This is a genomic window from Sideroxydans sp. CL21 (genome assembly GCF_902459525.1).
Classification (GTDB): Bacteria; Pseudomonadota; Gammaproteobacteria; order Burkholderiales; family Gallionellaceae; genus Sideroxyarcus.
The window spans coordinates 1,530,365-1,555,279 of the sequence record NZ_LR699166.1 but is presented as its reverse complement, the minus strand read 5'-3'; the positions used below and the strand labels follow the sequence as shown (position 1 = coordinate 1,555,279).

Annotated in this window: 15 protein-coding genes; 3 read left to right on the top strand and 12 right to left on the bottom strand. The window is 56.1% G+C overall.

The window, feature by feature from the left end; genetic code table 11:
• Positions 1–40 precede the first annotated feature (40 nt).
• Entirely contained in the window at positions 41–1,120 is a 1,080-nt protein-coding gene (locus QOY30_RS07280; protein ID WP_283743965.1) for a DmsE family decaheme c-type cytochrome, read from the bottom strand.
• Positions 1,121–1,456: 336 nt separating this feature from the next.
• Positions 1,457–2,143, bottom strand: coding sequence for a response regulator transcription factor (locus QOY30_RS07275; RefSeq protein WP_283743964.1), 687 nt, complete (start codon positions 2,141–2,143; stop codon positions 1,457–1,459).
• 32 nt (positions 2,144–2,175) lie between these two features.
• Between QOY30_RS07275 and QOY30_RS07270 the strand changes: the two genes are divergently transcribed.
• Positions 2,176–4,188 carry a HAMP domain-containing sensor histidine kinase gene (locus tag QOY30_RS07270; RefSeq protein WP_283743963.1) on the top strand — a complete coding sequence of 671 codons (2,013 nt, stop codon included), beginning with the start codon at positions 2,176–2,178 and terminating at the stop codon, positions 4,186–4,188.
• 63 nt (positions 4,189–4,251) lie between these two features.
• Here QOY30_RS07270 and QOY30_RS07265 read toward each other — a convergent pair whose 3' ends face one another.
• The 5 genes from QOY30_RS07265 to QOY30_RS07245 form a co-directional block, all read right to left on the bottom strand.
• Complete coding sequence (locus QOY30_RS07265) at positions 4,252–6,855, bottom strand: hypothetical protein (protein ID WP_283743962.1); 2,604 nt, start codon at positions 6,853–6,855, stop codon at positions 4,252–4,254.
• Between the two features lie 170 nt (positions 6,856–7,025).
• Positions 7,026–10,001: a bifunctional diguanylate cyclase/phosphodiesterase gene (locus QOY30_RS07260; RefSeq protein WP_283743961.1), complete on the bottom strand. Its 2,976-nt coding sequence runs from the start codon at positions 9,999–10,001 to the stop codon at positions 7,026–7,028.
• 43 nt (positions 10,002–10,044) lie between these two features.
• Positions 10,045–11,625: a glutamine-hydrolyzing GMP synthase gene (guaA, locus tag QOY30_RS07255; RefSeq protein ID WP_283743960.1), complete on the bottom strand. Its 1,581-nt coding sequence runs from the start codon at positions 11,623–11,625 to the stop codon at positions 10,045–10,047.
• A gap of 85 nt (positions 11,626–11,710) precedes the next feature.
• On the bottom strand, positions 11,711–13,171 hold the full coding sequence (gene guaB, locus QOY30_RS07250) for an IMP dehydrogenase (protein WP_283743959.1): 1,461 nt from the start codon (positions 13,169–13,171) through the stop codon (positions 11,711–11,713).
• Between the two features lie 60 nt (positions 13,172–13,231).
• Positions 13,232–13,903 carry a hypothetical protein gene (locus QOY30_RS07245; RefSeq protein ID WP_283743958.1) on the bottom strand — a complete coding sequence of 224 codons (672 nt, stop codon included), beginning with the start codon at positions 13,901–13,903 and terminating at the stop codon, positions 13,232–13,234.
• A gap of 138 nt (positions 13,904–14,041) precedes the next feature.
• Here QOY30_RS07245 and QOY30_RS07240 point away from each other — a divergent pair, with 138 nt between their 5' ends.
• The gene (locus tag QOY30_RS07240; protein ID WP_283743957.1) at positions 14,042–14,494 is read left to right on the top strand and encodes a DUF4124 domain-containing protein; all 453 of its coding nucleotides are present in this window, start codon (positions 14,042–14,044) and stop codon (positions 14,492–14,494) included.
• Here the strand turns inward: QOY30_RS07240 and smc are convergent.
• The gene (smc, locus tag QOY30_RS07235) at positions 14,491–18,021 is read right to left on the bottom strand and encodes a chromosome segregation protein SMC (protein ID WP_283743956.1); all 3,531 of its coding nucleotides are present in this window, start codon (positions 18,019–18,021) and stop codon (positions 14,491–14,493) included. The genes QOY30_RS07240 and smc overlap by 4 nt on opposite strands.
• A gap of 62 nt (positions 18,022–18,083) precedes the next feature.
• Between smc and queF the strand changes: the two genes are divergently transcribed.
• On the top strand, positions 18,084–18,503 hold the full coding sequence (queF, locus tag QOY30_RS07230) for a preQ(1) synthase (RefSeq protein ID WP_283743955.1): 420 nt from the start codon (positions 18,084–18,086) through the stop codon (positions 18,501–18,503).
• A gap of 35 nt (positions 18,504–18,538) precedes the next feature.
• Here queF and QOY30_RS07225 read toward each other — a convergent pair whose 3' ends face one another.
• The 4 genes from QOY30_RS07225 to QOY30_RS07210 are packed head-to-tail and all read right to left on the bottom strand — an operon-like array spanning position 18,539 to position 24,830.
• Positions 18,539–20,239 carry a diguanylate cyclase gene (locus QOY30_RS07225; RefSeq protein WP_283743954.1) on the bottom strand — a complete coding sequence of 567 codons (1,701 nt, stop codon included), beginning with the start codon at positions 20,237–20,239 and terminating at the stop codon, positions 18,539–18,541.
• A gap of 20 nt (positions 20,240–20,259) precedes the next feature.
• Positions 20,260–21,492, bottom strand: coding sequence for an HD domain-containing phosphohydrolase (locus tag QOY30_RS07220; protein ID WP_283743953.1), 1,233 nt, complete (start codon positions 21,490–21,492; stop codon positions 20,260–20,262).
• On the bottom strand, positions 21,479–23,674 hold the full coding sequence (locus QOY30_RS07215; protein WP_283743952.1) for a putative bifunctional diguanylate cyclase/phosphodiesterase: 2,196 nt from the start codon (positions 23,672–23,674) through the stop codon (positions 21,479–21,481). The genes QOY30_RS07220 and QOY30_RS07215 overlap by 14 nt, the downstream gene beginning before the upstream one ends.
• A 1-nt stretch (position 23,675) precedes the next feature.
• A complete protein-coding gene (locus tag QOY30_RS07210; protein WP_283743951.1) occupies positions 23,676–24,830 on the bottom strand; it encodes an FIST signal transduction protein in 1,155 nt (384 codons plus the stop codon).
• Positions 24,831–24,915: the final 85 nt, after the last annotated feature.

Here is a 24,915-nt window from a genome sequence, read left to right as displayed (position 1 = left end):
AAATGTTTGATTGCTTTCATCTCGTCGTTTCCTTTTCGGATCAGCGCTGGAATCGCGCGCCACCCGGATCGTTGCTACCGTGGATCATGCTGTGGCAGTTCTGGCAGGAACGGCCGGTCATACGTTTGGAGGCAAGAATCGTTGCTCCGCTGTTGGCCTGCAGACCTGCATTGGTTTGGCCCAATGAAGTTGGATCACCATTCACGACGTTGCCCGTCGTGTTGTTACCCCAAACCAGGTGACCCATTGAGCCAGTCGTGCTGTGGCAACCGGAACACAGGAAGGGACGCGTCTGGACGAGCAATTTGTCGTTGTTCGAGCCGTGCGGAACGTGGCAATTCATGCAGTTTTCCCGGACGGGAGCGTGTTCCCACAGGTAGGGACCGCGCTTCTCGGCATGGCAGGTGTAGCAGAGCTCATTGACGCTATCCGCCTTGAGCAGGCGCTTATTGGAAGTGCCATGCGGGTTGTGGCAGTCCTCGCAGGTCATCTTTCCTTCAGGCACCGGCATATGCGACTTCTTCTTGAATTCGGCGCGCTGCTGCTGGTGACAGGTCTGGCAGGTCTCGGTAATGCTCGGCTTCTTCAGCAAGCCGCCGGAGGAGAATTTGGCCATCGGATTGTGGCAGTCGCTGCAGGCCAGCTTATTGGTCTGGTGGATGGATCCTTCCCAGAATATGCGCTGCCCGCCCTTGTGGCAGTTCAGGCATTGCCTGTTCATCTTATCGACCGGAGTCCCCCACCCTTTGGAGAATCCGATCAGCAGGCTGCGATCTTTGGTATTTTTTGCATGAAGCGAACCGGGACCGTGGCATGCCTCGCAGACCGTCTTTTCGGTTTCGTTGCTTGGATTTTCGCGGAAAGTTTTAGCGTGAAGCGTGTGCCCGAAACTTTTGTTCTCTGCATCGTGGCAACCGGTGCATACCTTCTCACCGACATAAGTTGCAGGTTGCTTTGTCGTCGAAGCCAATACCGGTACCGGCACATCTATCGCTGCCGGTTCGGCCATCGTAACTCCCGATGCAGCGGGCTCAGCGGCAATCGCTGCCCCCGCCACCAGCCACAATACGGCTATCACAGCCACGATTGCGTTATTGCAAATGAATCGCTCCCTGATCATCTTGCTACCCCTAATTTGAATTAATGACTCTGAGCACGGGCTCAAATATTTCCGGAAACTCGGTGATGACAACCCAATCACGTGGAAATATCGGAAGACCGCACTCGAATTAATTCTATAGAGCGCATCTGTTTTTTAACTGACTTATGCCGACGAATACTGACAAATGCTGACATGTGCGCGAGGCACACAAGGAACGCTGGAGAGACAACTCAACACGGAAATTATCAGGCACTTTTCCTGTTCAGAGGCTGACAAAAATTGACCGGAACTGACGCAGACTGACGTTGAAGCGGGAGATTTACAGCGGGATGCAAGGGCAACCCTTGCGAAGAATCAGTTCACGACTGTGAGCGGACGAATGAATTGGTAACCCATGCCGCGCATCGCCTGCAAAGGGTTGCGACCGTCTTCCAGCAGCGGAAGCTTGCGCCGCAGTCGGCTGATGTTCGCTTCGAGCGCGCGCGGGTCGTAAGCAATCGGGTTCTTGCCCAGCGCACGAATCAAAGTATCACGGTCCGCCTGGCCGTTCTGCGTATTCGCCAGGGCCTGCAACAGGAGCAGCTCCAGGCCGGATAGCGGAATGGCAGGAGCATCGGGTGGCACCAGCTCTGAACGGGCCACCTGGATGCGCCACGTTTCTGCGCTGGGCACAGCTGGCTTAAGGCGAAGAGACAGATTATCGATTAGCGCCAGCAATTCGGCGAAGTTGATCGGCTTGATCAGGTAATCGTCCGCTCCGGCACGTCTGCATTCCACCCGGTCAACGCCCAGGCTGCGCGCGGTCACCATGACCAGGCCAATGCCGGTCCCGAACTTCTTGCGCAGGCGCAAGGCAAGCTCGACGCCCGTTTCACCGGGGAGGTTGTAGTCCAGCAGTGCAATGTCAGGAACAAATTGCAGATGCTTATCGAGCTCTACGCCGCTGCCGACCGCTAGAACCTCATGTCCCGCGTACATCAAAAACGAATGCAGCTCTTCCTGCTGTCCAATATCGTCTTCAACTATGATAATGCGCGCCATATTCTCACTTCGTATCCGGAGACCAACAACCGATGCCCAATTTAAACAATCGCAGCGCCGCCGCGCAAGCATTTTCTCGCTCACGGCAATATCTGGTCGGCTTAAGCCTGCAAAGCCGATTTCTGCTGATCATGGGTGCCTCATCGGTATTTATATCACTGCTCTTCTTCGCGATGTTCAACAATTTTACCGAACGCTTGCTGGCACGTATCGGATCGCGCTTTGCCATCGAACAATCGCTCTTCGACAAGGAGCGCAGCTTGAAGCCGCTGAGAAGTGAAATGGCAGCGGCAATCCAATCGGCCGGCAACCCGGCTATCAGGGAATGGGCAGCCAACGAGGATAGTCCCGAATTCCAGCGCAGAGCCATGGACGCGCTACACAATCGTTTTCAAAGCGAGAATTATTTTGTTGCGATTTTGAAATCGGGCAGGTTCTATTATATTGATGAGGCAAAGTCAGGCAGGCGGAAGCAAATGCACTACACCCTTGACCCGGCAGCCCAGGACGACGCGTGGATATTCGAATTTATCAAGAGCGGCGAAGACCGTGGAATCAAAGTTTCGTCCAACCGCAAACTTGGCGTAATCAAGTTATGGGTCATGGCCTCCATACGGAAAGAAAATAAAATAGTCGGCATACTCGGCACGGGCATCAATCTGTACGAGTTCACCAGCAATGCCTCCACTGTTCACCTGCCCGGCGTAACCAACATGTTCATCGATAGCAACGCCAACGTGCAGGTGTACAACGATGTCACCCACTTTGACTTCCCGAGCGTGCCCAATTTTTCCGAACCCGAGCATGTACACCTGCAGATACTGGGAAAGTCGGCGGGCAAGGAGTGGCTGCATCAAACCATCCATAAACTCCAGGATGGCAAACACGGCGTGGAAACGGAATTTGTGGAAATCAATGGAAAGCGCTATCTGGCGGGTTTGAATGCACTGCCTGAAATCGGCTGGTACGACCTTACCTTGCTTGACCTGTCAGTTCTGTTACCGCAAACAGAATTTATCAAAATGTTGCTGGCCATTATCGCCGGCACCTTGGGGCTCTTGTTGATTCTGGCCCTTTCTCTGCATAAACTCGTTCTTAAACCGATCGCAATGCTGACCGATATGGTTTCCCGCATCCGCCGCGGCGATTTCAGTTCCAGACCTATCAAGAAAAGTCGCGGTGAAGTATATGAGTTGATCCGGCAGTTTCACGAAATGGCTGGCGCAATTCAAAATACACAACAGTGGCTCGAAGACGAGATCGAAAAGCGGACCCGCCAGCTCAGCGATGCACAAAAGGTACTTGAGATTTCGCTCCGTCATGAACGGGATGGGCGCGAAACTCAAGCCAATCTCATGGCCTTGATGGCACATGAAATGCGCAGCCCCGTCGCGGTCATCAGCAATACCGCACAGATGCTGAACATGCTGGCCCGATCCGAACACCCCGACTTGCTGCCGCGCATAGAAAAGATCATGAGTTCGGTCAGGCAGCTCTCGGGGCTGATGGATAATTTCCTTACCGAAAAATGGCTGGATATGGACAAACGCGGGCTTAACCGGGAGATGGGCGATCTCAATCAGCTCTGCGCTGAAGTCACTGAACGTTTTGTTGAAAATTATGCGCGCTTCGTTCATTTTGGGCCATTGGACGGCGATGCCCGCATTTGCGCAGACTGGCAACTGATTCAGATCGCTGTGCTCAATTTATTGGATAACGCCCACAAGTATTCATCCCGCAATGATGAGATTTGCCTGAATGTTCATTCCGAAAAACCGGGTATGCTGTGTATCGAGGTGAGTGATCACGGAGCGGGTATATCTCCCGACCTTCAACAACACGTTTTTGAGAAATATGCGCGCGGGCGGCATGAAGCCGACATTATAGGAAGTGGTCTCGGACTCTATCTGGTCAACTGGATCGCCAGATTTCACGGTGGACTAATCGAGGTTTCGTCGATCGAAGGGCAAGGCAGCACTTTTCTCATGTGTTTGCCGCTGTGCAAACCTGATTCGGCAGATGATCAGAAAACCCGTTCTGACTGATATCACAAAAATCTACCGGGATTGAAATCGGGGCACTCTGTCCCGATTCCCCCCGGTCCAACCCTAAAATTCCTTTTCAACTGCCCCCTGAATTCCCTGCACCGATGGTGAGGTGCCCAAATTGGCGGATAGTTTCAGGTTACCCAGGTCGGCCGGTTCACCCGCCTGCTTTTCAGGCGCGGATTGCGCAACGACTATTTTGCCGTTGTTTGCAGAGTTCTCCGTCCTTGCATTCGAACCCACACCCCCGAACCACATACCCGCCACAAGCAACAACATGGCGGACAAGGCGACTTGAGAGAAACGATTGATCCGGTGCGTCTTGCTCAGCCGTTGCAGCAACTTTCCAGTTTCCAGCTGAATCTTGGCCTGATGCAATTCTTCTTTCACTTTTTCGGTCAGGCCACGTTCCAGCTCCTCACTTTGGCGCAACGCAGCGATGGCCTGCTCCTGCATTGCCATCCTTTCGTTGACGGCCTGGTGCGCCAGCAATTCCGCAAAATCGCGCCTGCGCGTCAGTTCGGCGGCCTGTTGTTCGGCGGCGATACGGCCTTCTGTCGCTTCAATTGCCAAACGTTCTGCTTCGATACGCACATTGCATGCGGCAACCAGACGTTCTTCGGCTTCCCGATTCTGCTGTACCGATAGAAGATACTGTTGTTCCAGGGCCTGGTTCTGCTGCTCCAGCTCCAACCTGGTCGTCTCCTCCCGTTCGCGTTCTGCAATGAGCCGCTTGTTTTCTTCGGCAACCGCGATGCGCTGGCGCACCAGTGCAGCCACACGCTCGGCCGCAGCCCGCTCTTCCGCATCCCTGTTCTGCTGATCCAATAACAGCTGTGCAGTCTCCTTGCTTTCGCGCTCTTCAATGCGACGCCTGGTCTCCTCTGCTACAGCGGTGCGTTGGCGTGCCTGCATCACTGCGCGCGCCTCGGCTTGCATGGCCTCTTCTTCGGATTTGATAGCCAGCGCCAGTGATTCAGCCTTCAACTTTGCCATGTTGAGTGCACGAATCTCCAGATCTTCCTTTTCTTTCGCTGTTGCGATCATTTTTTCCGACATTGCCTGTTTGGCTACAGCCGCTTCCTGTGCGCGCACTTCGGCGGCGATGCGCTCATTGTCTGCTTCAATGGCGCGCAGCTCGGCATCCATGCGCAAGGTGATCTGTTCGATGGCAGCGTTCTCGACGGACAATTTGGCCTCGGCAATCCGCGCTGCTTCCTCGTCCAATGCCTGCCTTTGCCTGACCGCTTCGGCAGCGAGACGCTCGGCGTCGGCACGTTTCTGCAAAGCCTCTACGCCAGCCTTTTCCGCAGCGAGCCTTTCTTCTTCTGCCTGGCAGGATTCGACCATCAGATGTGCGCGTTGTTCGGCCAAAGGCAAGGCTGCATTGATGGCTTCCAATTTCTTTTGAAGCTCGCGAGCAGTCAATTCATCTGCCTGGGCTTGCGCTTGTGCCTGCATAAAGAGTCCGGCTTCCAGTTCAGCCTTGCCTTCGGCAATACTTCTGGCGCATTCAGCCATCTCATAGCGCTGGTTGGCCTGCTCCGTCGCTTCCGCTTCGGCATGTACCTGCAATTCGATGGCATGCGAAGCGCGCATGTCGGCTTCGGCCCGCAGCTGTGCCATCGCGATCAATTCGCGTTCCGCCTGCAACTTGACCTCGGCAGCGCGCTTGGCTTGCGCTTCGGCAGCCAGCAAATCGCGGGCTTCCAGTTCGATCTGTTGCAGGAGCGCATTTGCCGCTTCGCGTTCCTTGATGGCCTGTTGCTCTGCTTCCACACGCGATTCCAGCAGCTTCAACATCTCTTGTTCGGCTTGCAGCTTGCGCTCCGCGACCAGACGCTCTTCCTGCTCTGCTTCTGCAGCCCTTTTTGCGATCTCGGTTGCTTTCAGTTCAGCGGCCACGCGTGCAGATGCTTCTGCCTGCGCCTGCCGCTCGATCTGAATACGCAGTTCGACTTCCTTGGTAGCTTTATGCTCTTCGTCCGCACGCGCCATGGCGGCACGTTCGGCATTCAGCTCGGCAGCAACGCGTGCTTGTTTTTCGGCCAGAGCCAGCATCTCGGCGCGTACGCGGGCATTCATTGCTTCCTGTGCAGATTCTTCGGCAGCCAGCTTGGCGTTGACCATCGCCATTGCCTCTTTCTCGGATTTGAGCCTGTTCTGCACTGCCTGCGTCAGCAATTGTTCCGTGTGGGCTTTTTCCTGCGCCAGCAATGCCGCTTCACGATCCGTTTCGGCCTGTTGTTCCAGTTCCTTGCGCGCACGCTGTTCGGCGGCCATGCGCTGTTCCATTTCAGCCTGCGCCTGTCTTTCCGCTTCCAGTTTCTCGCGCACCGCCTCGGTCAGGCGTTCCTCGGTTTTCTTCTTGGCGTAGGCCGCAGCTGCCAGTTCGCGTTCCAATTCGAGACGCGCCGTTACTTCCCCGGTCACTTCGGATTCAACGCGTGTACGCGCTTCTATCTGCTCGGTAAGCTCGCTCTCCTGCCGCACCTTGCCCTGCAAAACGGCTCGTGCATGGGCTTCGGCGCGGGTACGTGCCTGTACCGCCAGCTGCGCTTCTATCTCCGCTTCGACGCGTCCCCGCGATTCAAGTATCGCTTCCGATTCGATGGGACTTTCTTCGCCACGGGAAGAAACCAACCGGATATTTTTCAGTGCAGACATATTCCACCTCTTTCGCTTATGGATACCAAGGGCATCGGCTCGACGCTAAAGTAACAGTTCGGTCTCGCACTAAAGCGTGGAATAAAAGCAGAAATACAGTCTATTTCATGAATCGAAGGATTGTCGGCACGGAAATCCGCATGGATTCCGGAGTTAAAGATGAATGTGAATCACCAGACTTTGTTATTCAGCAATAAAACTTCGAGTTCTTGTGCCGGAATTGCCTTTGAAAACAGGAATCCTTGAGCATAATCGCAACCGGCATGCTGCAGCATGTCGCGTTGCTGTTCGGTCTCCACACCCTCGGCAATGACTTTCAACCCGAGCTTGTGTGCCATGACGATGATCGCCTCACATAACGCCATATCGTCCGTCTGGCTGGCCAGATTTTTCACGAAGGATTGGTCAATCTTCAGGTAATCGATGTTGAATTTCTTGAGGTAGGCCAGGGAAGAATAGCCTGTGCCGAAGTCGTCTATCGCGATCTGGATACCGGCATCGCGCGAGGCCAGCAGGCTGTCCTTGATATGCCCGGCATCGTCCAGCAACACACCTTCGGTGATTTCCACGATCAGACTGCTCGCGTGCAAGCCGTTCTGTTCCAGTTCGCTTAACCATTCGGCGGCCTTCTGCGGATTGTCGTTGTGGAACTGCACCGGAGATTTGTTTACGCTGATCTGAAATCCTTTATGGTGGCTCGCCTGAAGACGCTTCACCTGGTTCATCGCTTGGCGCAAAACCCAATCGCCGATCTCGACGATCATGCCGATCTCTTCCGCCAGCGGAATGAATTCGGACGGGCTCACCATGCCGCGGTTGGGATGCACCCAACGGATCAGCGCTTCGGCCTTGTGGATGTCACCCGTCGCCAGTTCGACGATAGGCTGGTAATACACGTGGAACTGGCCGGACGTCAGGGCGTCGCGCAGGTCGTTGACCATGCGCATGCGCTTTTGCGCATTCTCCTGCAATACCGGGGTGAAATAGCTGAAACGGTTGCGCCCCAAATTCTTGGCGACATACATCGCCTGGTCTGCGTTCTTAAGCAGTGTTTCCATGCTCCCCGCATCGTTGGGATAGAGCGTGATGCCGATGCTGGCCGAGATGAACGCTTTCTCTTCGCCCAACAGGAAAGGGGCTGCCAATTTTTCGATGATCGCCTGAGCGATGCGTTCTATGCTGGCCGTATCGTCGATGTCAGGCAGGATCACGACGAACTCATCTCCGCCCATGCGTGCCACGGTATCGGAATCGCGCATGCAGTGCTGGATGCGCTGTGCTGCATCCACCAGCAAAAAGTCACCGGCATCATGCCCCATGGTGTCGTTGACCTCCTTGAAATGATCGAGATCGATCAGCATGAGCACAAACGGGGAGTGGTCACGCTTGGATGATCTGATGGTCTGCTCCAGACGATCCCGGAACAGGCGCCGGTTGGGCAACTGCGTGAGCGCATCGTAGTTTGCCTGGCGCTGGATGGTCTCTTCCGCCTGCTTGCGTTCGGTCAGATCGGTGTGAGTGCCGATCATGCGCACCACCGTACCGTCGTCAGAGCGATGCGCCACCATGCCGCGCGTCAATATCCATTTCCAGTTGCCATCCTTGCAGCGAACGCGATATTCGGCAGCGAACCTGTCCTGCTTTTCGCGAAAGAAATCCCCGATATGGACGAGCAAGCGGGCGATGTCTTCCGGATGTACGCGTGCATTCCATTCCGGCATGGTGTTGCCGATTTCATCCTCGGCGAAGCCGAACATGCCCTTGCCCCCCTTGGAAAGTAAGACTTCGTTGGTATGCAAGTTCCAGTCCCACACGCAATCGCCACCGCCCTCCAGCGCAAAACTCCAGAGCGCCTCGCTTTCACGGAGTGCTTCTTCGGTTTGCTTGCGTTCGGTGACATCCACGGAAATACCGATGATTCCGATCACTTCGCCTTTGGTATCGCGCAATTTGGATTTGGTGATTTCCAATTGATGCAATTTCCCGTCCACCAGCGTAAGCGTTTCGATCGTAATGCAGGGGCCATCCCGGGACAGGCAGGCATGATCGGAAGCCAGGCAATTCGCCGCAACCTTTTCACCCAGAAGATCAGGCAGGTGTTTGGTCGCCAGAAATGCGCTTTCCGGAATGCCCATGGAAGCGCAAAACCGCCTGTTCACGAACCGGTACTTTCCGTCCGTACCTACCAGCCAGACACCGACTGGCGCATGGTCGAGTATGGCGTGCAGCTTGGATTCGCTTTCACGCAAGGCATCCGCATCGCGCCGGTGTTGCAGTATCGTGGTTGAGAGTACGATACCGACGACAGTCATGCTCATCATGAACAGCCAGAAATTCGCCAACCCGGTATTGATATCCGTGGCAAAGAACCCGACACCATCCAGAGATCCCAAAATTCCTTGTATCGCCGACAACAACAATATCAGCGTAACGCCATGCCGTCCAAAACGTAGCGCTCCCCAGCTGACAAACAGGAACATCAGATACCCCAAAGGGAAGCCGGATACGGATTGCGGCGTCCAGCCATGGAAAGCTACCAGGCTTGTCAGGAATGCAAGCATGATGAACATCAACGCCTCAAAGCCCCTGCCGGTACCTCTTATCCAGCCTGCCGGCCAATTGCGCCAGACCAGCAAGGCCGGTGTGAGTATTGCGATACCGAACAGGTTCCCGCGCCACCAGGATGTCCATTCCAGAACAATGACTTCATGGCGCAGAATGCCTGCCATCGTCAAGCCAACAGCACCGATGAATGCGGCCAGCGCCGCAACGAGGGCTCCGACGAAAATCAGCCAGAGATAATCTCCAGAAAATTGCAGTTTCGGATTGAAACGCCTGATGCGGGAAAGCAGCCACACCGCGAGCACAGGCTCGATGGTATTGCTCGATGCGATGCAGAATGCGACCGGAAGAGAACGCCCGACGGCCAGATAGGTTGCAATTGCGCCAACAAGAATGGCGGGCCAATATTTTTTTCCGCCTATCAACAGTGCGGCAAGCCCCAATCCGCTGGGGAGCCATACCGGCGAAATATTTCCGTCGGTGGTGAGATAGGTGAGATTGAGTTTGATGAGCAGCGCATACACCGACCCTAACCCAAGCAACCAGGGTACATCTGTCCAACGATAGATTGCGGAAGGATGCATGCCGGGTCTTAAGTGCTTATCTGCGCTGCTGCAATACCACGCATTACTCCCACTCGATGGTGGCAGGCGGTTTGCCCGAGATGTCGTAGACCACACGGTTGATGCCGCGCACTTCGTTGATGATACGGTTCGACACCTTGCCCAGCAGTTCGTAAGGCAAATGCGCCCAGTGCGCCGTCATGAAGTCCTGTGTCTGCACGGCACGCAACGACACCACCCATTCGTAGGTGCGCCCGTCACCCATTACGCCGACCGATTTCACCGGCAGGAACACCGTGAAAGCCTGGCTGGTGAGGTCATACCAGCTTTTGCCGCTGGCATCCCGAGTATTGCGCAGCTCTTCGATGAAAATTGCGTCTGCCCTGCGCAACAGCTCGGCGTATTCCCGTTTTACTTCGCCCAGGATACGCACACCCAGACCCGGTCCCGGGAAAGGATGGCGGTACACCATGTCTGCCGGCAAGCCCAACGCCACCCCCAGTTCGCGTACTTCATCCTTGAACAGTTCGCGCAACGGTTCCAGCAATTTGAGGTGCATGGATTCCGGCAAACCGCCGACGTTGTGGTGCGACTTGATGGTGTGGGCCTTTTTTGTTTTCCCTCCGGCGGATTCGATCACGTCCGGGTAGATGGTGCCTTGGGCCAGCCACTTTGCCTGTTTGAGTTTGGCCGATTCGCGCTGGAATACTTCGACGAATTCGCGTCCGATGATCTTGCGTTTCTGTTCCGGGTCGGTCACGCCGGCAAGGTGCTTCATGAATTCGCCGCTGGCATCCACATGGATGACTTTCATGTTCAGGTTCCTGCCGAAGGTCTCCATCACCTGTTCGCCTTCGTGCAGGCGCAGCAGGCCGTTGTCCACGAACACACAAGTCAGTTTGTCTCCGATGGCGCGATGGATCAGCGCCGCCGCCACGGAAGAATCGACGCCGCCGGACAGACCGAGAATGACTTCTTCGTCGCCCACTTGCGCGCGTATTTTCTCCACCGCCTCGACAATGTAGTCCGGCATGTTCCAGTCCTGCCCGCAACCGCAGATGTCATGTACAAAACGGGCCAGGATGGCTTTGCCCTGATAGGTATGGGTGACTTCCGGATGGAACTGCACAGCATAGAAACGGCGCGCTTCGTCTGCCATCGCGGCATAGGGGGTCGCAGCATTGGAAGCGATGGCCGAGAAACCCGGCGGCAACGCCGTCACCTTGTCACCGTGGCTCATCCATACGTCGAGCAAGCCGTGGCCTGCCGCATTGGTTTTATCCTGGACACCGTCGAACAATTTTGAATGTCCGTGAGCGCGAATCTCGGCATAACCGAACTCGCGTACTTTGCCGCTCTCGACCTTGCCGCCCAGTTGTGCCGCCATGGTCTGCATGCCGTAGCAAATACCCAGCACCGGTACACCCAACTCAAACACGACAGGCGGCGCTTTGGGCGTCTCATCCTCATAAACCGAATTCGGGCCGCCGGAAAGAATGATTCCAGCCGGATCGAAGGCTTTGATGTCCGCCTCGCTCATGTCCCACGGATGCAACTCGCAATAAACATGCGTCTCACGCACGCGACGGGCGATGAGCTGGGTGTATTGGGAACCGAAATCGAGTATTAGGATTTTTTTGTGCATGTCTTTATGTGGGATACAGGATATGGGATTTAGGATACAGGACTCAAAACTGCGCTCCTGAATCCTGAATCCCGTATCCTGATTCCTAGTCTATGTGGTAGTTCGGCGCTTCTTTGGTGATTTGCACGTCGTGCACATGCGATTCGCGAATACCGGCGGAGGTAATTTCGACGAACTCCGCTTTTGCATGAACAGTTGCGATATCCGGGCAGCCAAGATAACCCATGCTCGCGCGCAAGCCGCCGAGCAATTGGTGTATCACTGCCAGTACGCTGCCTTTGTAGGGCACGCGTCCTTCGACGCCTTCGGGCACCAGCTTCTCCTGATTGCCTTCGTTTTCCTGGAAGTAGCGGTCACTGGAACCTTGTTGCATCGCACCCAAGCTACCCATGCCGCGATAGGATTTGTAGGAACGCCCCTGATACAACTCGATGTCGCCCGGCGCTTCTTCAGTACCCGCGAACAGGCCGCCCAGCATGACGGCATGCGCACCGGCTGCGATCGCCTTGGATATGTCGCCGGAAAAACGCACGCCGCCATCGGCGATGAGCGGCACATCGGAATCGGCCAGTGCATCAGCCACATTCTGGATGGCTGATATTTGTGGTACGCCGACACCGGCCACCATGCGCGTGGTGCAGATCGATCCGGGGCCGATACCGACCTTGACGCCGTCCGCACCGTGGTCCACCAGCGCTTTGGCTGCTGCAGCAGTGGCGATATTGCCGCCGATCACATCGACCTTGGGATAGTTTTTCTTGACCCATTGCACGCGGCTAAGCACGCCTTGCGAATGGCCGTGGGCGGTGTCGACCACCAGCACGTCCACGCCGGCCTCAACCAGCAACGCCACGCGCTCTTCGGTTCCTTCTCCCACCCCGACTGCTGCGCCAACACGCAAGCGGCCAAAATGATCCTTGCAAGCCAGAGGGTGTTCGCTGGATTTCAGAATGTCTTTCACCGTGATGAGCCCGCACAGTTCGAACGCATCGTTCACGACCAGCACTCGTTCAATGCGGTGCTTGTGCATCAGGTTGCGCGCTTCGTCACGGTTGGCGTTTTCCTTGACGACGATGAGCCTTTCACGCGGCGTCATGATATTGGTGATGGATTGGTCAAGATTGCTCTCGAAACGCAGGTCGCGATTGGTCACGATACCCACGACTTGCTTGCCTTGCAGCACCGGCAGGCCGGATATCTTGTGCAGCCGGGTCAGATTGAGCACGTCGCGCACGGTCATATTCGGTGCGATGGTAATGGGATCCTTCACCACGCCGCTTTCGAAACGCTTGACCTTGGAGACTTGTGCCGCTTGCTCTTTGGCAGTCATGTTTTTGTGTACGATGCCGATGCCGCCTTCCTGCGCCAGGGCGATTGCCAGGCGCGCCTCGGTGACGGTGTCCATCGCCGCAGACAACAACGGTATGTTCAGGGTGATATTGCGGGTTAGCTGTGTACGCAGGCTGACGTCGCGCGGCAAGACGTTGGAATGTGCCGGAAGCAGCAGTACATCGTCGAAGGTGAGGGCTTTTTGGGTAATACGCATGGGAACCTTCCTCTGCAAAGAGCGCATTATATCAAAACTTGCGCAGCGGTCTCACAGCGATTAGCCGCCCTTGCCCTTCCTGCCCATGACATAGATCAGATACTCGAAAAAGACTTCGCACCAGCTCTGGTCGTTATCTTTCAGTGTCATCAACAGCTTGTTCACTTCGCTGATCGGCCAGTTCGCATTGAACTGGACCAGCATTTCCTGCGGATAAATCTGCAACAATGCCCCAAGGCTGGCGCCTTGCTTATTGATTTCTTTCAACATCAGGGCCAGATCTTTGTCGGAATCGATCTCGGCGGTGATATCCCCGTAGACTCTGGGATGCCGTTTTGTATATTCGATGAAATTGCTTAGTACATAGAAAAATTCGTTCTTGTTGTTCTCCGATACCGGGTCACCCAAAACGAAAGGAAGCACAGCCAATTCCAGCCAATAATAATTCAGCTTGGGATTTTTTCGCTTGCTCACACCTACATAACCCCGGCGCTCCTGTGCCCGATTGACGCAGTCGTCGATAATCAGTTTGTCGGAAGCACGCGTCGTCAAGTCCGCATCTTTAAGATCAATCGGCTTGACCAGGAAAAAGTTCGGGAGGTCATCAAACAGTTTCCCGGAGTTCTGGTGCGCCCGGTAATAGGAGCGAAACAATCGAAGAACCAGTTCCTGATTCTTTTCTATCTGGAAATAATCCTGATTAAAGTCTGCCTGCGATTGTGTACGGGACATTTCGGCTTGCAACTCCGCTTGTAGTCGTTCCTGGACTTCTGAGATTAGTAGCCAGGTTAAAACCCGGGCGCTATCATAAATTGACGCGGGGCAAATTAACAGCTAGTTTCGCAACCATCAATATTGGAGGATAACTTCATGAAGCGCTCTTTTGCCATTATCGCACTGTCGATACTGACCCTGAATGCCCACGCCGCACTAAACAAATGGGTGGATGCCGAAGGCAAAGTCCATTACTCGGACACCCCGCCCCCCGATGTGGCGACTGAAACCGTGCGCAACATCGCGGGTAAAGCGAAAACCGACGCCCCTGCCGACCACGCTCCCAAGAGCGTTGCCGAACGCGAGGCTGAAATGAGGAAAGCCAAACAGGCAAAAGATGAGGCCGCACAGAAGCAGGCTCAAAAGGATGCGGAGGCCGAAGCAAAGAAGAAAAACTGTGCTGCCGCACGCGAAAACGCCCAGGCCCTTGAACAAAGCCCGCGTATCGTTACTTACGATGCCAACGGCGATCGCTCTTTTATGGATGACGCTGCACGAGCACAGCGCCTGGAAGAAGCGCGCAAGACAATCAGCTCCAGCTGCGACTAAGCTGCAACAGCGGCCTTGCCGCCGCTGTCTTCGCGCAACTTCAACGCTTCCTCAATATCCACCGACACCACCTTGGAAACACCGCGCTCCTGCATGGTCACCCCGATCAGCTGTTGCGCCATCTCCATGGTGATCTTGTTGTGGCTGATGTAAACGAACTGCGTCTTGTCCGACATCTTCTGGATCAGCTTGCACAGGCGTTCGGTGTTCGTGTCGTCCAGCGGAGCATCCACCTCGTCCAGCACACAGAACGGCGCAGGGTTAAGCTGAAACAGTGAAAACACCAGCGCGATCGCGGTCAGCGCCTTCTCGCCGCCGGACAGCAGATGGATGGAAGCATTCTTCTTGCCGGGCGGATGCGCCATCACCTGCACGCCACTGTCGAGGATCTCCTCTCCGGTCAGCACCAGTTTCGCATCGCCGCCGCCGAACAGGATAGGGAACAGCTCGGACAGATGCCGATTCACTTCTTCATACGTCGCCATCAGCAAATCGCGTGACTCTTTGTCGATGCGGCGGATCGCGTCTTCCAGCGTCTCGATTGCCTCGTTCAGATCTTTCGCCTGCGCATCCAGGTAAGTCTTGCGCTCCTGTGCCGACTGCAACTCTTCCAGCGCCGCCAGATTCACTGCGCCCAGCGCGGTGATCTCGTTGGCCACACGTGTCAATTCGTTCTGTAGCCCGCCCGCCTTGGCGCCCTCGATCAGCGGCAGCAACGGTTCTTCGTCTACACCCTGCAGTTGTTCCGCCCACTGTTCGAACTGGATACGCGCTTCCTGTTCCTTCAGCGTGATCTCGCCGACCTTCTCGCGTAGCGGATGCAGCTTCTGTTCGCAGGCCATGCGCTCCTGTTCCAAGCGGTTCAGGTTCAGCGTGGCATGTTCCAGCGTGTTGCGCGCTTCGGCCAGTGCCTGCTCATGCACCTGGCGTTGTTGCAAAGCACCCTGCAGCTGAACATCCGCTTCGCCTTCACTCAGATTGGCCTGCTCGTTGCGGCTGTGCGCCAACGCCTCTTCCAGTTGTGTCAGGGTTTCGCCGTGCTGTTTCAGATTCTGTTCCAGGTCGGTCAACTTTTCCGCGCAGGTCTTGGCAAAGAAACGCGCTTCCTGCAATTCATGCTGCGCCTTCTGCGCGCGGTCGCGCTGTTCGCGCAACAGATTGTCGTGGGTTCCGGCCTGCTGCCGCGCCTGATCGCTTTCCATCTGCTGCGACGACAGCTTCTCGCGCTGGATCGCCATCTGTTCGGCGATTTCCTCCATCTGGCGCTGCTCGTTGGCGATGCGATCCGCCAGCTCTTCCTGCTCCTGCGCAATCTGCATGTTGCGTTCCTGCGTGCGCTCGTTGGCCTGGGTCAGTTTCAGTATCTGCATCTGCACGTTGTGCTGGCGCTGCTGCAGGTCGTTGCTGGAATTGCGCAAGGGCGCGATGCGTCCCTCGACGGAGCGATAGGCCTCTTCTGCCAGCGCGGACTGTTGTTTTCCGTTCTCCAGCGCTTCGCTGCGCAGCTGCGCTTCCTGCTGCAGCTGTTCGATTTCGCGCTGGCGCGCCAGCACCCCATGCAATTGGCTATCCGGCGCATGGAACAGAACGCTGTGCGCGCCAACCAGATGGCCCTGCGACGTCACCAGCCAGGCACCGGCTGGCAGGTTGTTGCGCTGGCTCAGCGCCTCGTTCAGGTTCGACACGGCATATACGCCTGCCAGCCAATCCGCGACTACCGGCGCAGCTTGCGTATCCTGGCAGCGCACATAGTTTGCCAGCGGCGTCAGGTCCGCTTGCGCGGCATCATTGTTCGGGTGCAAGCCATCCGCCGCATACACGGCGAGCTTGGCCGGCGGCGCATCACCCCAGTTTGCCGCATCTTCCAGACGTGGCAGCGCCAGCGCATTGATGCGTTCGCGCAACACCGCCTCCAGCGCATCTTCCCAGCCTTGTTCGATACGGATGGATTGCCACAGGCGAGGTGAATTATCCAGTTGATGCCGCGTGAGCCATGCCTTCAGATTTTTGTCGTTGTCGAGCTGCGCTTGCAATTGCTGCAGCGCATTCAGACGCGCCTCGGCCTGTGCCAGCTGTCGCTCCAGTTCCTGTACCGCATCGCGCTGTTTGCGGCGCTCCCCATCGGCCAGCGGCAAACGCTCCTGCAATTCCGCCAGTTGTTGTTGCTGCATCTCGAATTCCGCCCGCATCTCGGCGAGTTGCTGCTGCGACTGCTCCAGCGCTTCGGTATCCACTTGCGGCAGATTGTCGCGCTCCAGCATCAAGCGCGAACGACGGCTATCCAGTTGCTGCACATTGCCCTGCACATGTCCGCGCTGGGTCTCGAATATCTGCAGCTGTTGCTGGATCAGCATTTGCTCGCGCTGCATCGAATTGAAGCGTTCCTGTGCCACGCGCGCCGCTTCTTCGACCTGCGGCAGGCTCTGCGCTTCGCTCTCGCTGCGGTTCTCGCACACTGCCACGCGCACCGCGGCGTCTTCCTGTTGTTGCTGCCAGTGTGTGCGCAGGGTGCGCAGCCCTTGCAACTGAGTCTGCTGCTGCGCAATCTGGCGCTCGCCGTTCTGTATCTGTTGCGAAAGCCGGTTGCGCTGCTCGACCAGGAAGGCGATCTGCTGCTCCAGTCGCGCCACTTCGGCATTGGTCGCATACAGCTCGCCCTGCTTGGCATGCAATGCATCGGACAGGCCGAAATGCTCGCTGCGCGAGCTTTCCAGCTTGCTCTCCACTTCGCGCAGCCTGGCGATTTCGGCTTCCAGATCGTTCCTGGTTTTTTCGACCTGTTGCGCGAAACGCACACGTCGCGCTTCGGCTTCCTGCTTGTTCACCAGCCACAGTAAGCGTTGCGTGGTTTCGCGCCGCGATTCCAACTCGCGGTAAGTCTTGGCCACCTCGGCCTGTTCGCCCAGATGCACCAGTTGCTTGTCGAGTTCCTGCAGAATGTCTGAAACGCGCAGCAGGTTGTCGCGCGTATCGCCCAGGCGCAATTCAGTCTCGCGGCGACGGTCGCGGTATTTGGAAACGCCGGCCGCTTCCTCAAGGAAAACACGCAACTCTTCCGGCTTGGCCTCGATGATGCGCGAGATCATGCCCTGCTCGATGATGGCATAGGCGCGTGCACCGACCCCGGTGCCAAGGAAGATGTCGGTGATGTCCTTGCGGCGCACAGACTGGTTGTTGATGTAGTAGCTGGAATCGCCGTCGCGCTGCAACACGCGTTTGATGGAGATCTCGGCGTAAGTCGCCCATTGTCCGCCGACTTTGCCCAGCGAGTTGTCGAATACCAGTTCGACGCTGGCGCGCGCCACGGGTTTGCGGTTGCCGGAACCATTGAAGATCACGTCCTGCATGGATTCGCCGCGCAAGGCCGAAGCGCGGGACTCGCCCAGCACCCAGCGCAACGCGTCGATCACGTTGGATTTGCCGCAGCCGTTGGGGCCGACGATGCCCACCAGCTGCCCCGGCAGCGAGATGTGGGTGGGATCAACGAAGGACTTGAAACCGGCTAACTTGATATGAGCAAGACGCAATTTGATTCAGGCATTGACGATATAATGCGCCGCATTCTAACTGAACCCAAGCACCTCACCAAATGACCACCCAACCCACTAAGGCATTAGAGACTTTTCCCAACCCGCAACCCGGGCGTGATTACCATATCCACATGGAGATCCCGGAATTCACCTGCCTGTGCCCCAAGACCGGCCAGCCTGATTTCGCCACCCTGATCCTGGATTACATTGCCGACGAAAAATGCGTGGAATTGAAGAGCCTGAAGCTCTATATCTGGTCGTTCCGCGACGAAGGGCATTTCCACGAGGATGTGACCAACCGCGTACTGGACGATCTGGTCGCCGCCACCCAGCCCCGCTTCATGCGCCTGACCGCCAAGTTCTATGTGCGCGGCGGAATCTTCACCAATGTCGTGGCCGAACATCGCAAGCCCGGCTGGCAGCCGGCACCACTGGTCGACCTGACCCAGTTTCAAGCGCAATCGAACATCCGGGGATAGCTATTCTCACTGCGGCCAGATCACTGCCGCAACAGTCAGGACTTCTGCCTGGAGGTACGCACACAGTCACGCCCGGCCTCTTTCGCCGCGTACAACGCCTTGTCTGCCTGTTGCAGCATCGCGTCCAGTGTCTGCGGACTGCTTGGATAATGCGCACCGATACTGACTGTGAATGTAAAAGTCCGGGTCCCTGTTTCGATATGCAAATTCCGGATTGCCTCGCGAATGCGTTCGGCAATGGTAACCATTTCATCCTCATCGCATTCCGGCAACAATACAATGAACTCTTCGCCGCCCCAGCGCCCGGCATAGTCATAACTGCGCTTCAAGGAGCGCAATATGTTGGCGGTAGCGCATATCGCGAGATCGCCTGCCGCATGGCCGTAGTTGTCGTTGACCAGCTTGAAATGATCCAGATCCAACAATAGCAGCCCCATTGACCCGCCTTGACGGGCCTGCCGCGCAACTTCCTTCTCCAGCTTGTCCGTCATGCCGCGTCTGTTCAGCAACCCCGTCAGGTAGTCGATCTCCGTCAGCCGAAGCAGATCCTGCGTGCGCTCATTGACCTTGCGCTCCAGTTCGACGTTGGAATTGCGTACAAATTCCACCATCTGCCAGAACGAACGCGACAGCACCGAAATCTCTCCCTTTCCGACAATCGGTGGCTCGATGTCAAAGTTGCCATGCTGGATATGCTCGGTGGCTTTGGTCAGCCTCGCGATCGGATTCAATACCCAGCGATACAGCAAGAACCCCAGTATCAGCATCGCCATGAGGAATATCGCCCCCAGCAACAGGGGCAGCCAGATGAAGCCGCGCAACACTTGCAGGCTTTTTTCATCCATCAGCGTTAGGTCATACCAGCCGACCTCGGGCAAATAGGCCATGCCGAGCAGGCGCTTCTCCCCGCGGTAATCCACCCACAAGGTGGATACGTCGCCCCCCTGATGTTTCTCAAGGTCGATCGCCATCTGACGCAGCCGTTCAATATCCGCCGGATTCTTGAACAACACATCTATCTTGATGCGCTCGCCGACCGTTTTGGCAATGCTCGCATAATCGATCAGCCTGGGATCGGCAGAAAGCTGGATGGCCAGACTCTTGTCCACGAAAAACGTATCCACCCCAGGCTGATTGATATCCACACTCTCTTTCAGGAACTCGGTCAGGTCTATGCCGGTGCCGATCACGCCCAATACTTCGCTGCCGTTCTTGAGCAGCACATTGATCCAGACTTTCACCACGCCCAGATGCACATCCGGATCAAGATTGACCTGATAATCGACTCCATTTTTCATGGTGGCATAGAACCAATAGTCACGCTTTTCGCGAGGGGAAAGCGTATAGCGGTACTGTCTATCCGAATATTGCCCCGCCGAGTCGTTGAAGTAATAGTTGCCGCTGCGGGCAAAAGCAGCGAAATAACTGTGGTCCCGAAAATCGAAACGATAGCGCTCCATCACCCTGGTCGCCCGGCGCCTGACTGCCGCATCGTCTTCGTGCAGCGCCATCTCTATCAACGCCGGTTCGGCCGCCATCTGGCGTGCCAGCCTGATCTCCCGGATCAGCGGCGAGAGAGTCCGATGCTTGTCGAACAACACCTGGCGCTCGGCGAATCGCTTCCCCCACAGGACGTTGATCTCGTTAACCATATCGCTGAACGCCAGCCATGAAACCAGACTGAAACTCAAGAATATGGCCGTCATCAGCAAATAGAATCTAACGCTTAGTTTCATACCCTCGCAACCTGAGTCAGTTATGCATGTGCCTGAGTCGCGACACGCCAGCACTCGTGCAGATTCGCCTCGACAGCGGCCACTATCTTGCGGTCCAGCTTGCCGCTATCTGCCTGTTGCTTGAGGATATCCAGAATGACCGTCTGCGCCAAGGCACTACGATAGGGACGATCCTGCGCAAGCGCCTGGAAGACGTCCGCAACCGCAACGATACGCGCTTCAAAAGAGAGATCGGCGCCTTTCGACTGAAATGGATAGCCCGTGCCGTCCATCCGTTCATGATGCTGCAAAGCCCATAAACTGATCCGTTCCAATCCCCTGATGTTCTTCAGGATGCTGTAAGTATCAAAACTGTGACGCCGCATGATGACGATCTCAGCCTCGTTCAGACTACCCGGCTTCTCCAGCAGATTATCCGGCACCCGCAACTTGCCGATATCGTGCAACAGGCCGACCAGTTCAAGCATTTCGCATGTTTCTTCCGGCAACCGGAACAGGCCGCCGATGTATCGCGCCAGGTTGGCGACACCATCGGAATGTTGTTTGGTAAACGGACTTTTTGCATCGACGATGCACGAAAAAACATGCACCAAACCGCGTAATTCATGGAACTCCATGCTCTGTTCCGGAAAATGCGACAACCAGGTTGCCAAATAACCGTTGACATGGTCGCTCTCCAAAGTGAACCAGAAGGCTTCGGAATTCGATATCTCCATAAAAGCATCGACCAGCTCCGGGCAAAACCAGTCGTCACGACGCACGAAAATCTTGTGCCTGATCTCATCCTTGCCCAGCAGGATGTCTTCCCCGTCAATCTGGTAGCCCAGCGCAAGCACATCTACCCGGTCAACCATATAGATGCAGTTTGCACGGAGCTTGACGTCCAGCGGCAGCTCCAGATCCTTGAGCACGTTCCAATGCGTATGGTGGTGCAACACCGTATCCGACAGGTATTTCAATAAAGGGCTGCCGGCCAGCAATTCGGCGCCGAGCCTGCAATGGTCCGCCTCGTCCTCCCATGCCAGCTGAGTCAGTTTGGCATGCACCCTCGTTCTGGATACCCCGCTGTCGTGCAAAATAGCCGCCTGAAAAAGCTCATCCAGGCGAGACCCCTTCCAGCCCAGTTGCTTGCCGCATTCGGTCGCCATGTAGGCAACGCGTTTGCCGTGATGGATATGCGTGACGCCTACCAGGTCAAGTGCGTCCGACAAGGAATAGACGGCCTCGTGCAGATTGACGTTATACGTGGACATTGATTTCTCTCAGCCGTGCTTCGAAATCCTGCAGCGGTACCGGCCGTCCATACAGGAAACCCTGAAAAGCATGGCATCCGCGCAAATCCAGAAACTCGCGTTGCGCTTCCGTTTCCACGCCCTCGGCTATCACATTCAAGCCCAGTACCTCGCTCATCGCGATGATGGTTTGCACGATGGCTGCATCATTGGTATCCGTAACGATATCGCGCACAAAGGACTGATCTATCTTGATCTGATCCAACGGAAGGCGCTTAAGATATTGCAGCGAAGAGTAGCCCGTGCCGAAATCGTCCATCGAGAAGCTCACACCCACCCTCTTCAGCTCGCGCATTTTGGCAATGGTCCCTTCCACGTCTTCCAGCACGATACTTTCAGTCAACTCGAGCTTCAACAGTGCCGGCTTCGCATTTGTTTCCGCCAGCGTATTTTCTACTTGCGCAACGAAATCCGGGCTGCGGAACTGTTTCGCACTGACATTCACCGCCATTGTCAAACGTTGTGTCCGCGCGTCGCCTTGCCAGGCCTTGAGTTGCGCGCACGCAGTCTGTAACACCCAAAGCCCGATCGGTATGATGAGCCCGCTCTCTTCAGCCATCGGAATGAATTGTGCCGGGGAGATCAGCCCCCGTTCGGGGTGCTGCCAGCGCAACAGCGCCTCTGCCCCCACGGGACGATTCCGGTTATCCATCTGTATCTGGTAGTAGAGACACAGCTGCCGAAGTTCGAGGGAATGCCTCAAGTCTTCTTCGAGTTCGGCACGTGCCTCGATAGCCGCCTGCATCACCGGATCGTAAAAACGAATGGCGTTGCGCCCGGCGGTCTTGGCCTGGTACATCGCGGTATCGGCGAATTTCATTACATCATCCAGATTTTGCCGATGGCCAAGAAACAACACTACCCCGATACTCGGCGTAGAGTAGTGGGTGTGCCTGCCCAACTGATAAGGTCGGCCCAGGACTTCGCGTATCTTTTCGGCAACCATATCCGCCTGCGCTGCCGCTTCGTCCTGAGCCGTATTCAACGCTTCCAGAACCACCACGAATTCGTCGCCGCCCAGCCTTGCCACCGTATCGCCATCGCGCACGCAAGCATTAAGCCGCTCAGCCACTTCGGACAGCAATTGGTCGCCGATGTCATGCCCCTTGGTATCGTTGAGCGTCTTGAAGTTATCCAGGTCGATGAACAATACCGCACCGTGTTGCCCGTTGCGCGCCCCGACGGAAAAAGCCTGCTGCAGGCGTTCGATCAGCAGACGGCGGTTTGGCAGCCTGGTCAGGGGATCGTAGAAAGCCAGTTGGTGAATCTGCGCTTCGGCTTCCTTGCGTGTGCTGATGTCGGTAAACATGCCGAAGTAATAGAGCAGTTCGCCGTTCTTGTCGCGCACCGAGTCGATGTTCAGCCAACCCGGATAAACCTCGCCGTTCTTGCGCCGATTCCAAATCTCACCTTCCCAATGCCCGTTGCTTTCAATGTCGGCCCACATTTCCCGGTAAAACTCGTGGTCATGTCGCCCGGAAGCCAACAGGTGCGGATTCTTGCCATATACCTCTTGCGATTCGTAGCCCGTGATGCGGGTGAATGCGGGGTTGATCTCGATAATGTGCCCGTCGGCATCGGTGATCATCACTCCGGAATAACTGCTTTCGAATACCTTTTCCAGCAAGTCGCGCTGGTTCACCAATCCGCTGGTATGGGCATCGTTGTTGCGGCACAGCACGATGGCCTTCGCCAGATGCGCCAGTACGGGTTGCAACATCGTAGTCAGGGGAAGTTTTGTTTCCGGCATCTCGCCCGCCAGCAGCACGATCACACCGCAATGGTCGATGGGTAATCTGAGAAAAGATTTGTATTGCGTCTGCGTGGCACGCAATGCAGACAATAACGCCGCCTGTTCGGTTTTGCGACCCGCCTCTTCGCAAATGAGCGCACACGGCAGAGCAATGGACTTGCCGATCACCCCGATCAGGTCGAAATCACCCACCACCGCATCAAGATGCACCTCGACCAGCCCCTCTTCCTTCTTGCACGGGGGAACATCCAGACAAATGAATCCCGCCGAGAAAGAAGTGTGATACAGCAGGCGCTGCAAAGTTCGCGTGAGCAGGGGTTTGACGCTGATCTCGCTGCCGATGGTGACTACAAGGTCATACAGTACCGGCAGGATGTCTTCGTTTTGCATACTACCAGCACGAAGCGACCAAAGTCGCATTGTGGAAAAGCGGATAGCCATTCACCGTCGAACCGCCGATCTCGCCGAGCGAAAGCGCGCCGGCGACCTGCGACGCGTGCGTCAGTCCGGCAAAGGCTTCCAGTTCGGTCGTAGCCATCGGTATCCCGAGATGCAAGCGCCGCCCCGCGCAATAGAACAACAGCAATTCGGCACCGTCGATGTCCCCGTTCAGGGCTTTCAGACCTTCTGCCACATTATGCAGTGTCTCGACCGTGCGCACGGTCGGGGCCTTGAGCAGGGTCAGGACGGAATTGGCGGGCACCTCCCCTACACAGAACAGCGAACCGTCCTCGGCCAGCATGACAGGAATGCGCACCAGGACATGATGATTGGCGCGCACGATGCCGAACGGAAAATGAACGCCATACTGGTAGAAATTCTCCGCCGTGACTTCTTCGCCATAATGTTCGTGCACCAGTTCCCGATACACCTCGAAGGCGGGACGCCAATCGATCTGGGAAATGCAGTTGCCGCTGGTCGAAGTCGCATAAGAGGTATGCGGGTTGGTTTGATAGCCGTGTTCCAGGATCGCCCCTTTGTGCCAGCTCAGCAATACCAGCAGCACACCGTTCTGCACGATGCGTTCACCGTCGAACAGGCAAGGCAACGGCTGGAAGGTTTCGCTGCCTGCATTTGCTCCGGCATAATGAACGCGGTTCGCCAGATGCAGATACAGATTGTCGAGCAACGTGCTGATATTCGGCACCATGGCATCGAACAGCATGAACAGCGTTATGTCCGGCGTGTGGTCGATTTGCGCCCGTATGTCGCCGGCGATCTTCTCCATGAGCAGTTCCGCTTCCGCCGCTTGCACAGGCAAGTTCCCGATCAACTCGAAATACGGCATCTCCTTGAAGCAGAGCAGCCACGCGCCGCTGGTTACAAAATGGCCTTCCTTGACCAGCGCCGGGAAGATCGCCCCCATCAGCGGGATCTTGCACTTGGCAAAAGCCGACTGCACTACTCCAACTTTGTCCATTTCCGCTTCCGGCAGCAACACACAAACTCCGAGTTTGGGGTGTATGGCCTGCAATTCAGCCAGCTTGCGCTCGATGGCACCCTCTTCCAACTCCGGCAGATAATGCATCATGCTTATCTTGTTCATATCACCCCTCTACTAACTCCATGCCAATAAATGTTTGCGGCACGCTCCGCCGATTCTTTACCCGGTTCAGCCTAACAGCCGAATG

What these genes read in the sequence shown, in the direction of transcription:
- QOY30_RS07280 (WP_283743965.1), bottom strand. Translation starts at nt 1,120, where the DNA reads ATGATCAGGGAGCGATTCATTTGCAATAACGCAATCGTGGCTGTGATA.
- QOY30_RS07275 (WP_283743964.1), bottom strand. Translation starts at nt 2,143, where the DNA reads ATGGCGCGCATTATCATAGTTGAAGACGATATTGGACAGCAGGAAGAG.
- QOY30_RS07270 (WP_283743963.1), top strand. Translation starts at nt 2,176, where the DNA reads ATGCCCAATTTAAACAATCGCAGCGCCGCCGCGCAAGCATTTTCTCGC.
- QOY30_RS07265 (WP_283743962.1), bottom strand. Translation starts at nt 6,855, where the DNA reads ATGTCTGCACTGAAAAATATCCGGTTGGTTTCTTCCCGTGGCGAAGAA.
- QOY30_RS07260 (WP_283743961.1), bottom strand. Translation starts at nt 10,001, where the DNA reads ATGCATCCTTCCGCAATCTATCGTTGGACAGATGTACCCTGGTTGCTT.
- guaA (WP_283743960.1), bottom strand. Translation starts at nt 11,625, where the DNA reads ATGCACAAAAAAATCCTAATACTCGATTTCGGTTCCCAATACACCCAG.
- guaB (WP_283743959.1), bottom strand. Translation starts at nt 13,171, where the DNA reads ATGCGTATTACCCAAAAAGCCCTCACCTTCGACGATGTACTGCTGCTT.
- QOY30_RS07245 (WP_283743958.1), bottom strand. Translation starts at nt 13,903, where the DNA reads ATGTCCCGTACACAATCGCAGGCAGACTTTAATCAGGATTATTTCCAG.
- QOY30_RS07240 (WP_283743957.1), top strand. Translation starts at nt 14,042, where the DNA reads ATGAAGCGCTCTTTTGCCATTATCGCACTGTCGATACTGACCCTGAAT.
- queF (WP_283743955.1), top strand. Translation starts at nt 18,084, where the DNA reads ATGACCACCCAACCCACTAAGGCATTAGAGACTTTTCCCAACCCGCAA.
- QOY30_RS07225 (WP_283743954.1), bottom strand. Translation starts at nt 20,239, where the DNA reads ATGAAACTAAGCGTTAGATTCTATTTGCTGATGACGGCCATATTCTTG.
- QOY30_RS07220 (WP_283743953.1), bottom strand. Translation starts at nt 21,492, where the DNA reads ATGTCCACGTATAACGTCAATCTGCACGAGGCCGTCTATTCCTTGTCG.
- QOY30_RS07215 (WP_283743952.1), bottom strand. Translation starts at nt 23,674, where the DNA reads ATGCAAAACGAAGACATCCTGCCGGTACTGTATGACCTTGTAGTCACC.
- QOY30_RS07210 (WP_283743951.1), bottom strand. Translation starts at nt 24,830, where the DNA reads ATGAACAAGATAAGCATGATGCATTATCTGCCGGAGTTGGAAGAGGGT.